This window comes from Pantoea sp. S62 (assembly GCF_016658625.1).
GTDB lineage: Bacteria > Pseudomonadota > Gammaproteobacteria > Enterobacterales > Enterobacteriaceae > Pantoea > Pantoea vagans.
Genome location: NZ_JACVVI010000017.1, coordinates 44717 through 58412, shown reverse-complemented (window position 1 = coordinate 58412; position 13696 = coordinate 44717). Strand labels below are relative to the sequence as shown.

Genomic DNA, 13696 nt, shown 5'->3' with positions numbered 1-13696 from the left:
GTCAGAGCGAATGTAGCTCACGCTATATTTCAGGAGTGCATCATGAATAGTTTCAGCCAGACCGCGGAAACGGTGCAGAAGCGCACCAATGCCCGCTACTGGATTGTGGTGATGTTATTTATCGTCACCTCATTCAACTACGGTGACCGCGCAACCATCTCGATTGCCGGTTCCGCGATGTCCAAAGATATCGGCCTCGATTCGGTCGGACTGGGCTATATCTTCTCTGCCTTCTCATGGGCGTACGTTATTGGCCAGATTCCGGGCGGCTGGCTGCTCGATCGTTTTGGCTCAAAACGCGTCTACTTCTGGAGCATCTTTACCTGGTCGCTGTTTACCCTGCTGCAGGGCTTTGTCGATCTGTTCAGCGGCTTCGGCATCATCATGTCGCTGTTTATCCTGCGTTTCCTGGTGGGTCTGGCTGAAGCGCCTTCCTTCCCAGGCAACAGCCGGATTGTAGCCGCCTGGTTCCCGGCGCAGGAGCGCGGCACGGCAGTGGCGATCTTTAACTCGGCGCAATACTTCGCCACCGTGATCTTTGCACCCATCATGGGCTGGCTGGTCTCTGAAGTGGGCTGGGCGCACGTATTCTGGTTCATGGGCGGCCTGGGCATCATCCTCAGCTTTATCTGGCTGAAAGTGATCCACGATCCCACCGATCACCCCGGCGTGAACAAAGCTGAACTGGAGTACATGGAGCAGGGCGGCGCGCTGATCAACATGGATGTCAAAAAAGATACCCGCAAGGTGAGCTGGAGCGAGAAGTGGTTCCAGATTAAGCAGCTGCTGACGTCACGCATGATGCTGGGTATCTACCTCGGTCAGTACTGTGTTAACGCCTTAACCTACTTCTTCATCACCTGGTTCCCGGTCTATCTGGTGCAGGCGCGCGGCATGTCGATTCTCAAAGCGGGCTTTATTGCTTCGATTCCGGCAGTGTGCGGCTTCCTGGGCGGCGTGCTGGGCGGAGTCATCTCCGACTGGCTGATGCGTAAAACCGGCTCGCTGAATATCGCGCGTAAAACGCCGATCGTGCTCGGCATGCTGCTCTCTATTTCGATGGTGATGTGTAACTACACCGAGACCGAATGGGTGGTGGTGTTCTTTATGGCACTGGCGTTCTTTGGTAAAGGCATTGGTGCGCTGGGCTGGGCGGTGATGGCGGATACCGCACCGAAAGAGATCAGCGGACTCAGCGGCGGCCTGTTTAACATGTTCGGTAACTTCTCCGGCATCGTGACCCCCATTGCTATCGGCTACATCATCGCCACCAGTGGTTCCTTTGAAGGTGCACTGGTCTATGTCGGCATTCATGCCTTTGTTGCGGCATTCAGCTTCCTGGTGATTGCCGGTGATATCAAACGTGTCGAACTGAAATCCTGGCACGGTAAGGATGCATCATGAATACGCAAAGTTCCCCGGTAATCACGGAGATGCGGGTTATCCCGGTCGCCGGTTACGACAGCATGCTGCTTAATATTGGCGGTGCCCACAACGCCTGTTTTACCCGCAACATTGTGATCCTCACCGACAGCGCCGGCCACACCGGCGTGGGTGAAGCGCCCGGCGGTGACACCATCTATCAGACGCTGGTGGAGGCGATTCCTCGGGTTTTAGGCCAGCAGATTGCCCGCATGAACCGTCTGGTGCAGCAGGTACATAAGGGGAATCAGTCGGCTGACTTCACCACTTTTGGCAACGGTGCCTGGACTTTTGAGCTGCGCGTCAATGCGGTGGCCGCGCTCGAAGCGGCGCTGCTCGATCTGCTGGGACAGTGTCTGGGCGTCCCGGTGGCTGAGCTGCTGGGGCCGGGCAAACAGCGTGATGAAGTGACGGTGCTGGGCTATCTGTTCTATCTCGGCGATCGGCGCAAAACCGATCTGCCCTATCTCACTGGTGAGCAGGCCAGTCACGACTGGTATCACCTGCGCCATCAGGAAGCGCTAAGCAGCGATGCCGTGGTGCGGCTGGCTGAGGCGGCACAGGATAGGTACGGCTTTAAAGATTTCAAACTCAAAGGTGGCGTGCTGCCGGGTGAGCAGGAGATCGCCACGGCGGCAGCGCTCAAGCAGCGCTTTCCCGACGCCCGTATCACAGTCGATCCCAATGGGGCCTGGCTGCTGGATGAGGCGATAGCGCTGTGTAAAGGGATGCAGGATGTGCTGAGCTACGCCGAAGATCCCTGCGGCGCAGAGCAGGGATATTCGGGCCGTGAAGTCATGGCCGAGTTCCGGCGCGCCACCGGCCTGCCGGTCGCCACCAACATGATCGCCACCAACTGGCGCGAGATGAACCACGCGGTGATGCTGAATGCGGTCGATATTCCGCTGGCGGATCCGCACTTCTGGACGCTGAGCGGTGCCGTGCGGGTCGCCCAGCTGTGCGATGAGTGGGGCCTCACCTGGGGTTGCCACTCCAATAATCACTTCGATATTTCCCTGGCGATGTTCACCCATGTGGGTGCGGCGGCGCCGGGTAATCCCACCGCGATTGATACCCACTGGATCTGGCAGGAGGGCGATCAGCGCCTGACGAAAAATCCGCTGCAAATCCGCAATGGAAAAATCGCCGTACCGGATGCCCCGGGTCTGGGCATTGAGCTCGACTGGGACCAGGTAAACAAAGCCAATCAGCTTTATCAGTCACTGCCCGCCGGTGCACGTAACGACGCGACGGCGATGCAGTATCTGATCCCCGGCTGGACTTTTGATCGCAAGCGCCCGGCATTCGGCCGGGAAACAGCATAAGGAGCAGGAGATGAGTTCAACACCGAAAGTGACCGCCATGCAGGTTATTCCGGTCGCAGGCTATGACAGCATGCTGCTGAACCTCAGTGGCGCTCACTCGCCATTCTTTACCCGCAACATTGTGATTATCAAAGATAACGCCGGACATACCGGCGTCGGTGAAATTCCGGGCGGCGAGAAAATCCGTCAGACGCTGGAAGATGCCGCCTCGCTGGTGATCGGCAAAACGCTGGGTGAGTACAAAAATACCCTCAGTCTGGTGCGCAGTACTTTTGCTGACCGCGATGCGAGTGGCCGCGGCAACCAGACCTTTGATCTGCGCACCACGATTCATGTGGTAACCGGCATCGAAGCGGCGCTGCTTGATCTGCTGGGTCAGCACCTGGGCGTCAACGTCGCCTCGCTGCTGGGTGACGGGCAGCAGCGTGACCGTGTTGAGATGCTCGGTTACCTGTTCTACATCGGCGACCGCACTAAAACCTCGCTCTCTTATCAGAACCAGCAGAATGATCCGTGCGACTGGTATCGCCTGCGCCACGAAGAGGCGTTAACGCCGGATGCGGTAGTGCGTCTGGCGGAAGCGGCCTATGAGAAATATGGTTTTAACGACTTCAAACTTAAAGGTGGCGTGCTGCGCGGCGGTGAAGAGGCCGAAGCGGTTACGGCGCTGGCAAAACGTTTTCCTGAAGCTCGCATTACCCTCGACCCCAACGGGGCCTGGTCACTCAACGAGGCGATCATGCTCGGCAAACAGCTCAAAGATGTGCTGGCCTACGCAGAAGATCCCTGTGGCGCAGAGCAGAGCTACTCAGGGCGTGAAGTGATGGCGGAGTTCCGCCGTGCGACCGGCATGCCCACCGCCACCAATATGATCGCCACCGACTGGCGGCAGATGGGGCATACCCTGTCGCTGCAGTCGGTGGACATTCCGCTGGCCGATCCGCACTTCTGGACCATGCAGGGTTCGGTGCGCGTGGCGCAGATGTGTCACGACTTCGGCCTGACCTGGGGTTCGCACTCCAATAACCACTTCGACATTTCGCTGGCCATGTTCACCCATGTTGCCGCCGCCGCACCGGGCGCGATCACCGCCATTGATACCCACTGGATCTGGCAGGAGGGCAATCAGCGCCTGACCAAAGAGCCGTTCCAGATTAAAGGCGGCATGGTGCAGGTGCCGCAGAAGCCGGGTCTTGGCGTAGAGCTGGATATGGATCAGGTGATGCAGGCCAATGCGCTCTATCAGAAGCAGGGGCTGGGCGCGCGTGACGATGCTGAAGCGATGCAATTTTTAGTGCCGGGATGGACTTTCGACAATAAACGCCCGTGCCTGGTACGTTAACCTTTCTGGCTCCCGCCGCGGAGCCACCGTCACAGGAGTTCAACCATGAGTAATGCAGCCTGGCCCAATGGATTTCGTCGTCGCCTGTTAGCGGGCGACACCCTGATTGGCAGCTGGTGTGCGCTGGCCAGTCCGATCTCAACTGAAATCCTGGGGCTGGCCGGTTTCGACTGGCTGGTACTGGATGGCGAACACGCGCCCAACGACATCACGACCTTTGTGCCGCAGCTGATGGCGCTGAAAGGCAGCCACAGTGCCCCCGTGGTGCGTCCGCCCTGCAACGAGCCGGTGATCATTAAGCGTCTGCTGGATATCGGCTTTAACAACTTCCTGGTGCCGTTTGTCGAAACCGAAGAAGAAGCTCTGCGTGCCGTCGCCTCAACCCGCTATCCGCCCGCCGGGATTCGCGGTGTCTCGGTGTCGCACCGCAGCAACATGTACGGCACGTTGCCGGATTACAACAGCACCATTAATGACAACATCACGGTGCTGGTGCAGATCGAAACCCAGCAGGCGGTCGACAACATTGACGCCATCGCGGCGGTGGATGGCGTCGACGGTATTTTCGTCGGGCCGGGCGATCTTTCCGCTGCGCTGGGCTATCTCGGCCAGCCTGCGCATCCTGAAGTGCTGAAAGTGATTAAACACATTTTTGAACGTGCCAAAGCGGCCGGTAAGCCGAGCGGCATTCTGGCGCCGGTGGAAGCGGACGCGCGTCGCTATCTGGAGTGGGGAGCCACCTTTGTGGCCGTCGGCAGCGATGTCGGAATGTTCCGCAACGCCTCGCAGGCGTTATGCGACAAATTTAAGCGCTAATCGATCAAGGAGAAACGCAATGAAAATTGGATTTATTGGCCTGGGCATTATGGGCAAACCCATGAGTAAAAATCTGGTGAAAGCCGGTTATTCGCTGGTGGTACGCGATCACAACGCCGAAAACGAAGCGGAGCTGACGGAACTGGGCGCGACCGTAGCGAAATCGCCTAAAGAGGTGGCGGAACAGTGCGACGTGGTGATTACCATGGTGCCTAACTCGCCGCAGGTGATCGAGGTCTGCCTGGGTAAAAATGGCATTGTCGAAGGGGCGAAGCCGGGCCTGGTGGTGATCGACATGAGTTCGATTGCGCCGCTGGCGAGCCGTGAAGTCCATGATGCGCTGGCAGAAAAAGGCATCAAAATGCTGGATGCGCCGGTCAGCGGCGGCGAACCTAAAGCGATTGAAGGCACGCTCTCTGTGATGGTCGGTGGCGATAAAGCGGTGTTCGATGCCTGCTACGACATCATGAAATCAATGGCGGGATCGGTCGTGCATACCGGCGACATCGGTGCAGGTAACGTCACCAAACTGGCAAACCAGGTGATTGTGGCGCTGAACATTGCGGCCATGTCCGAGGCGCTGTCGCTGGCGACGAAAGCGGGTGTGAATCCGGATCTGGTTTATCAGGCAATTCGCGGTGGCCTGGCGGGCAGCACGGTACTGGATGCCAAAGCGCCGATGGTGATGGACCGCAACTTCAAACCGGGCTTTCGTATCGACCTGCATATCAAAGATCTGGCGAACGCGCTGGATACCTCGCACAGCATCGGCGCGCATCTGCCGCTGACGGCGGCGGTGATGGAGATGATGCAGGCGCTGCGCAACGAGGGTCAGGGTACTGCCGACCACAGTGCGCTGGCCTGCTATTATGAGAAGTTAGCGAAGGTTGAAATCGCCCGCTAAAACCCGGTGCCGGTTTCCTGAAACCGGACTGGTTAAGAGCCGTTTCAATTACTCAACTGCGCTCGGATTGCCTATGAAAATCGTAATCGCACCGGATTCATATAAAGAGAGTTTATCCGCCCTGGATGTGGCATCGGCGATTGAAGCGGGTTTCCGTGACATTTTCCCCGATGCGCATTACGTGAAAATACCGGTCGCCGACGGTGGCGAAGGCACGGTAGAAGCGATGGTGGCGGCGACGAAGGGAAAGATCGTCAGGTTGAAGGTGACAGGTCCGTTAGGCACGCAGGTTGATGCCTTTTACGGTCTGTCGGGAGATGAACGTACCGCCTATATCGAAATGGCGGCGGCCAGCGGACTGGAGCGGGTGCCCGCTTCACAGCGTGACCCGCTGATAACGACGTCGTTTGGCACCGGCGAGTTGATCAGGAATGCACTGGATAAAGGCGTTGCTCACATCATTATTGGTATCGGCGGCAGCGCCACCAACGATGGCGGTGCCGGGATGATGCAGGCGCTGGGCGCCCGATTGCTCGACGCCCAGGGCAGCGAGATTGGTCACGGTGGCGGCGCGCTCTCTGACCTCGCCAGCATTGATATTGACGCCCTGGATGCCCGTATCCATCAGTGCCGCATCGAAGTGGCCTGTGACGTGACCAATCCGCTGACCGGCAAAGAGGGCGCATCGGCCATTTTCGGTCCGCAGAAAGGGGCGACCCCGGCGCTGGTGCAGCAGCTCGATCAGGCGCTGGCCCATTACGCCGCGATTATTCACCGCGATCTTGATATCGATGTGCTGCATATTCCCGGCGGCGGCGCAGCGGGCGGCATGGGCGCGGCGCTGCACGCCTTCTGTCAGGCGGAGCTGCGGCGCGGCATTGAGATTGTTACTGAGGCGCTGGGGCTGGCTGAAGAGGTCAAAGATGCGGACCTGGTGATTACCGGTGAAGGGCGTATCGACAGCCAGAGTATTAATGGCAAGGTGCCGATTGGAGTCGCCAGCGTGGCAAAGCGCTTTAACAAGCCGGTGATTGGCATCGCCGGAAGCCTGACGGCGGATGTCGGCGTCGTACATCACCACGGGATTGATGCGGTATTCAGCGTGCTCTACAGCATCTGTACGCTGGATGAGGCACTCGCGAATGCCGGAAAGAATGTCGAGATGACGGCGCGTAACGTAGCCGCGACGCTGAAACTGGCCGGATTCCACTGACCGTCAGGACTATCCGGCCATGCAATGCGGGCCGTGATCTGTAGAGGGTGATGCAGGTGGTCAGGCATAGTTTTACGGCATCAGTCCGTGACTTCGGCGGCAGGTGTGCGTCAGCGGAAGCTAAAGCACCTGCCGGTTAGCGTTTGCGCATATAGCTGGCGTGGCAGCAGGCCGGTCAGACTTCCCCGAACCCTAACAGTCGCCGGGCTTCTCTGGCGACGTTCTCCATCTCATCCTGCAGCTCCAGCAGTTCCGGCTCCAGCGCGGCGATATCACTGGCCTCCAGCAGCCCCCGTTCCAGCTGATGACAAAGTTGCTTCATGCGCGGCACGCCGCTATAGCTGGCACTGCCGTGCAGCTTGTGAATAATTTCACGCAGGGCGTTGACCTCATTGGTCGTCATAAACTGCGCCATCTTCGCATGCACTTCCGGTAAAAACTCCAGCAGCATTCGTAGCAGATCGCGCGCCAGCTCGGGTTTGTTCGCCGCCTGACGCAGCGCCAGCTGCCAGTCCAGCGTCGGTAATATTGGCTGCAGTTCCGGCAGGGAGACCACCGGCGGCGGCGTATAGCGCGCCAGCAGCTGTCTCAGCTTGCTCTCATCAATCGGCTTAGCAAGATAGTCATTCATACCCGCTTTGATCAGCTGTTCACGCTCGCCATCAATCGCATGTGCGGTCACCGCCACAATCGGTGTATTTGCGTGATGCGGCAGACCCCGGATAATTTCGCTGGCGCGAATGCCATCAATCTCAGGCATCTGAATATCCATCAGAATCACATCCAGCGACTGCTGACGCGCTTCGCGGATGGCGTGTTCGGCGCTGCTGCACAGCAGGATATTCTGCACCTGCTCCTCCAGCAGCGCGCCAATCAGCTTGAGGTTGGCGGGATTATCATCCACCGCCATCACCGTCAGCGGCAGTCGCGGTGACAGCGGCAGTTCGCTGACCTGGCGGGTATGGATATCCAGTAACATCGGCAGAAGCCGCGTCAGAGAGATCGGTTTAGCGATGCAGCCGTCAATGCCGCGTACCTTTAGTTCATCAGCCAGCAACATCATCGGGCTGGGAAGGGCCATCAGCACGTTGTCTGCCCGATCCAGCAGCCCATTGATCAGGCGCTCATTAAGCAGTTCAGGCTGGCTGATACCGACCGGCATCGCCATCAGGAGTAGCGGATAGTGAGACGCTTTCAATCCCTCCAGCGTTTCACTGTAGTCGATCTGCAATGGGGTGGCGCTCAGCATCTCCAGCGCGGCGCTGGCAACGTTAGCATCCGCTTCCACATAAGCAATACGCGCCTGGGACAGCGTTTCCAGCACGCGGGGCATACCGGGCGCATTGGGATTGAGATCCAGCTGCACGCGAATCATAAAGGTCGAACCCTGATCCGGCTGGCTGCTGAAGGTAATTTCCCCCCCCATCTCCCGCACCAGCTTCTGGGTGATGACCAGACCCAGCCCGGTGCCACCATGACGCCGCGAAATGCTGGCATCAGCCTGACGAAACGCCTGGAACAGCTGTGTCTGTTGCTGCTCAGAGATACCGATACCGCTATCCTCAACCTGAATCTCCAGCTCGACGCGCGACTGGGTAATCACCCGCTGTCCGACGCGCAGGCCGATGTATCCTTTCTCAGTAAACTTGATGGCGTTACCAATCAGGTTGATCAGAATCTGTTGCAGTCGCAGCGCATCGCCAATCACGTTGTCCGGCACGCTGCTGTCACACACCACCGTCAGCTCCAGCCCCTTTTCATGCGCCGACGGCGCCAGCAGCACCAGGGTTTCATCCAGCGTGGCGCGCAGCGGGAAGGGGATCGCCTCCAGCATCAGCTTGCCCGCTTCCAGCTTCGAAAAATCGAGCACGTCGTTGATAATACTGAGCAGGTTGTTAGCGGAGCGTTCAATGGTTTGCATATAGTCACGCTGGGTAGTGCGTAGCTGGGTTTTCAGCATCTGCCGGGTAAAGCCCAGCACGCCATTGAGCGGCGTTCGCAGTTCATGCGACATATTGGCCAGAAACTCAGATTTGATACGCGCGGCTTCCTGCGCGCGTTTCTTCGCCAGATCCAGTTCAACGTTCTGAATTTCCAGCTGTTCCAGCGTCTCTCTTAAATCGTAGGTTGCCTGGTCGATATTGTGCTGCATCTCTTCGTGATAGGCGGTCAGCGACATCGCCATCGCGTTAATGCCGTTTTTCAGAATGTTGAGTTCACCCAGCATGTAGCCCTCAACGCGGCTGTCGAGCTGGCCGCGACGGATGCGGTCAACGGTGGTGACCATATTGCGGATCGGGCCGGTAACATCGCGCATCAGACGATAAGCAAACAGCATGGCAAGACAGAGGCAAAAGAGCAGCATCAGCGTGGCAACAAACACCTCTTTGTACTGCTGCAGGCGCACCGACTGCAGATCCAGTTCAATCGCCACATAGCCCAGCGGATTGCCCGCGGGCTTGGCATCTTCATCCGGTAATTCGTCTACATCGTAACGCTCGGAGGTAATCGGCGTGCGCAGAATTAATAGGCTGCCGTGGCGCTCCATTGAGACATCGTCAGGCAGGGCGCGGATATCATCCTGTTGCAGCAGGCTGAGGTTTTGCTTGTGGTTCGAGGTGACATAGAGCTGATTATGATTATCAAACACCGAGATGGCCCGGACGATGCCGGAGTGGCGGCGGTGCAGCAGGCTGACCAGCTCACGCATGGCATCCCGATTGTGCCAGGTCATGCTGTATTCGCTGGAGATTGCCAGTGGTTCGATGATGTTAGCCCCGGCATCGATCACCTGGCGCTGCAGTTCGTTGTAGCGGTGCACAACAAAAAATGAGCTGAGCAGCAGGCCAACCATCAGCGTGGGTGCCAGGATTAAAATCATCATTCGCGCCCGCAGGCTGTATTTGGTCATAATAGTCGCCTGGCTACTCCGGCATTAACGTCCCTGTGCATGCGGTCGACAAAACGATGCAGGCCGTTTTCGATAAAGAGAATGAATAACACTATGGCGCAATTTTACGTTGCAAAACAGCGCGTGACGACGCAACAACGGATCACCGTCACCATTGATGAGCTCGATCCGTTCGGACAGGGCGTGGCGCGTCACAAGGGCAAAACCCTTTTTGTCACGGGTGCTCTGCCGGGTGAACAGGCGAAGGTCGTACTGACAGAGGATAAACGTCAATTTGCCCGGGCGAAAGTGACACGACTGATTAGCCGCAGTCCGGACCGCGTTACGCCGCGCTGCCCGCACTATGAACGCTGCGGTGGCTGTCAGCAGCAGCATGCGGATGTGGCGCTGCAACAGCAGAGCAAAGCCCAGGCGCTGAGCCGGATGCTGAGCAGGGCCGCAGCACAGAACGTGGCGGTAGATGAGGTGATTGCCGGTCAGCCCTGGGGCTACCGCCGTCGCGCCCGTCTGGGTCTGCAATGGCAAAATAAAGCGCAACGCTTACAGATGGGCTTCCGCCAGGAAGCCAGCAACGATCTGGTCGATATTCAGCACTGCCCCATTTTAGCGCCCGAACTTGAAGCGTTACTGGTTCCGCTGCACCAGTGCCTCAGTGCGTTGCGCGCCGTCAGGCGTCTCGGACATGTGGAACTGGTGCTGGCGGATAACGGCCCGCTGATGATTCTGCGCCATCTTGATGCGCTGCATGCCGATGATCGTGAAAAACTGGAACAGTTTTCGCATAAGCATCAGCTGATGCTGTTCCTGGATGCGGGGGAAGAAAAACTGACGGCGTTGAGTGAGTCGGTGCCGTTTTATCACTCGCACCAACTTAAGCTCACCTTCAGCCCACAGGATTTTATCCAGGTTAACGATGCCGTTAATCAGCAGATGGTCGCGAAGGCGATCGCCTGGCTCGACCTGCAGCCGGAAGACCGGGTGCTGGATCTGTTTTGCGGCATGGGAAACTTCACACTTCCTGTAGGAATCTTCGTACAAAATGTAGTTGGTGTGGAGGGGATTGCAGCATTAGTGCGGCAGGCAGCGTATAATGCTGATTTGAATAATCTTAAAAATGTCAGTTTCTTTCAGCATAATCTGGAAGAAGAGGTGTCGCGCCAGCCGTGGGCGGCACAGGGATTTAACAAGGTATTACTCGATCCGGCACGCGCCGGGGCTGCGGGCGTCATGGCGCATGTGGTTAAACTTGCACCAGAACGCGTGGTCTATGTTTCGTGTAATCCCACAACACTCGCCCGCGACAGCCAGACATTGCTGTCGGCAGGCTACCAATTGGAAAGGGTCGCGATGCTGGATATGTTCCCACATACCCGTCATCTCGAATCCATGGTGCTGTTCAGAAAAACATAAGCGATGAATGTCGTTGTGCAGGAGAGGTTATGGTTGCGGTCAGAAGTGCGCATTTAAATACTGAGGGGGATTTCGCCCTCGACCAGTGGATCGCCAGTCTCGGTATTGCCAACCCGCAATCCTGTCAACGCGTTGCTGAGACCTGGCGCTACTGCGAAGCGCAGACGCAGGGCCATCCCGATCAGTCGCTGCTCCTGTGGCGCGGTATCGAGATGGTGGAAATCCTCTCCATGCTCAGCATGGATATTGAAAGCCTGTGTGCGGCGCTGATTTTCCCGCTGGCTAACGATGAAGTGGTGAGTGAAGAGGAGCTGGAAACCGCCGTCGGTAAAGGCATCGTCTCGCTGGTTCACGGCGTGCGCGATATGGACGCCATCCGCCAGCTGAAAGCGATCCACAACGACTCCATGGCCTCTGAACAGGTTGATAACGTCCGCCGCATGCTGCTGGCGATGGTGGAAGATTTCCGCTGCGTGGTGCTCAAGCTGGCCGAACGCATCATGAACCTGCGCGAAATGAAAGATGCGCCGGAAGATGAGCGGGTGCTGGCCGCCAAAGAGAGCACCAACATCTATGCGCCCCTGGCCAACCGTCTCGGTATTGGACAGCTCAAATGGGAGCTGGAAGATTACTGCTTCCGCTATCTGCATCCCGACGAATATAAGCGCATTGCTAAATTATTGCATGAGCGTCGCATCGATCGTGAGCAGTACATCGATAACTTCGTTAACAATCTGCGCAAAGAGATGGTTAAAGAGGGCGTGCGCGCCGAAGTCTACGGACGTCCGAAACACATCTACAGCATCTGGCGCAAGATGCAGAAAAAATCGCTGGCCTTCGATGAGCTGTTTGACGTGCGTGCGGTGCGCATCGTGGCGGATCGCCTGCAGGATTGTTACGGCGCGCTGGGCACGGTGCATACCCTCTATCGTCATCTGCCCAGCGAATTCGATGACTACGTCGCTAACCCAAAACCCAACGGCTATCAGTCGATTCATACGGTTGTGTTAGGGCCGCAGGGCAAAACGGTGGAGATCCAGATCCGTACCCGCCAGATGCATGAAGATGCCGAGCTGGGCGTGGCGGCGCACTGGAAATATAAAGAGGGGCCAACCTCCAGCAGCGCGCGCGGCGCAGCAGGTCACGAAGAGCGTATCGCCTGGCTGCGTAAGCTGATTAGCTGGCAGGAAGAGATGGCTGACTCCGGCGAGCTGCTGGAAGAGGTCCGTAGCCAGGTGTTCGACGACCGGGTTTACGTCTTTACCCCGAAAGGTGACGTGGTGGATCTGCCGGCCGGTTCGACGCCGCTCGACTTTGCCTATCATATTCACAGTGATATCGGTCACCGCTGCATCGGTGCAAAAATCGGTGGTCGCATCGTGCCGTTCACCTATCAGCTGCAGATGGGCGATCAGGTCGAAGTGATTACCCAGAAACAGCCGAACCCGAGCCGCGACTGGCTCAACCCGAATCTGGGCTATATCACGACCAGCCGTGGACGCTCAAAGATCCACAACTGGTTCCGCAAGCAGGATCGCGACAAGAACATTATCGCCGGACGGCAGATTCTGGATAACGAACTGAATCAGCTTGATATCAGCCTGCGCGAAGCAGAGAAACTGCTGCTGCCGCGCTACAACGTGACCTCACTGGAAGAGCTGCTGGCGGCGATTGGCGGCGGCGATATTCGTCTTAACCAGATGGTTAACTTCCTGCAGGTGAAGCTGAACAAGCCGAGTGCTGAAGAGGAAGATCGCGAAGCGCTGCGGCAGCTGACCCAGAAATCGTACTCGCAGCCTGCACGCAAAGAGAGTGGGCGCGTGGTCGTCGAGGGTGTGGGCAATCTGATGCACCACATTGCCCGTTGCTGTCAGCCGATTCCGGGCGATGATATTGTCGGCTTCATCACTCAGGGGCGCGGCATCTCCATTCACCGCGCCGACTGCGACCAGCTCTCTGAACTGATTTCACATGCGCCGGAACGTATCGTCGATGCCGTATGGGGCGAGAGCTACTCCAGCGGTTACTCGCTGGTGGTGCGCGTCACCGCCAACGATCGCAGCGGCTTGCTGCGTGACATCACCACCATTCTTGCCAACGAGAAAGTGAATGTACTGGGCGTCTCAAGCCGCAGCGACACTAAAAAGCAGCTGGCGACCATCGACATGGATATTGAGATCTACAACCATCAGGTACTGGGACGTGTCCTGGCGCGCCTGAACCAGGTCTCTGATATTATTGACGCCCGCCGCCTGCACTGATATTCAGCTGCAGTGCGGCAACCGGAGGTTGCGCGGGCGTTTTCTGCGGTACCTGAGCGTGCCGGACGCGGTTCACCCCGTCCGGCACTGTT

Annotated in this window: 9 protein-coding genes; 8 read left to right on the top strand and 1 reads right to left on the bottom strand. The window is 57.7% G+C overall.

The genetic code is table 11. From position 1 onward, the window contains the following. Positions 1–42 precede the first annotated feature (42 nt). From IBT54_RS20225 to IBT54_RS20200, 6 genes are all read left to right on the top strand, one after another. Positions 43–1404 carry an MFS transporter gene (locus IBT54_RS20225; RefSeq protein ID WP_201252823.1) on the top strand — a complete coding sequence of 454 codons (1362 nt, stop codon included), beginning with the start codon at positions 43–45 and terminating at the stop codon, positions 1402–1404. Further along, positions 1401–2747, top strand: a complete 1347-nt coding sequence (locus tag IBT54_RS20220) for an enolase C-terminal domain-like protein (protein ID WP_201252822.1) — start codon at positions 1401–1403, stop codon at positions 2745–2747. The genes IBT54_RS20225 and IBT54_RS20220 overlap by 4 nt, the downstream gene beginning before the upstream one ends. 10 nt (positions 2748–2757) lie before the next feature. Next, positions 2758–4089, top strand: coding sequence for a glucarate dehydratase (gene gudD, locus IBT54_RS20215; protein ID WP_201252821.1), 1332 nt, complete (start codon positions 2758–2760; stop codon positions 4087–4089). Between the two features lie 45 nt (positions 4090–4134). Beyond that, complete coding sequence (gene garL / locus IBT54_RS20210) at positions 4135–4905, top strand: 2-dehydro-3-deoxyglucarate aldolase (RefSeq protein ID WP_013358888.1); 771 nt, start codon at positions 4135–4137, stop codon at positions 4903–4905. Between the two features lie 19 nt (positions 4906–4924). Further along, positions 4925–5809 (top strand): 2-hydroxy-3-oxopropionate reductase, encoded by an 885-nt coding sequence (garR, locus tag IBT54_RS20205; RefSeq protein WP_013358887.1) that lies wholly within the window; start codon positions 4925–4927, stop codon positions 5807–5809. A gap of 73 nt (positions 5810–5882) precedes the next feature. Then, positions 5883–7022, top strand: a complete 1140-nt coding sequence (locus IBT54_RS20200; RefSeq protein WP_013358886.1) for a glycerate kinase — start codon at positions 5883–5885, stop codon at positions 7020–7022. Positions 7023–7197: 175 nt separating this feature from the next. Here IBT54_RS20200 and barA read toward each other — a convergent pair whose 3' ends face one another. Further along, complete coding sequence (barA, locus tag IBT54_RS20195) at positions 7198–9933, bottom strand: two-component sensor histidine kinase BarA (protein WP_013358885.1); 2736 nt, start codon at positions 9931–9933, stop codon at positions 7198–7200. A gap of 93 nt (positions 9934–10026) precedes the next feature. On the opposite strand from barA, the gene rlmD reads away from it, so the two are divergent. Further along, the gene (gene rlmD, locus IBT54_RS20190) at positions 10027–11343 is read left to right on the top strand and encodes a 23S rRNA (uracil(1939)-C(5))-methyltransferase RlmD (RefSeq protein WP_201252820.1); all 1317 of its coding nucleotides are present in this window, start codon (positions 10027–10029) and stop codon (positions 11341–11343) included. A 29-nt stretch (positions 11344–11372) separates the two neighbouring features. Beyond that, positions 11373–13604: a GTP diphosphokinase gene (gene relA / locus IBT54_RS20185; RefSeq protein ID WP_201252819.1), complete on the top strand. Its 2232-nt coding sequence runs from the start codon at positions 11373–11375 to the stop codon at positions 13602–13604. Positions 13605–13696: the final 92 nt, after the last annotated feature.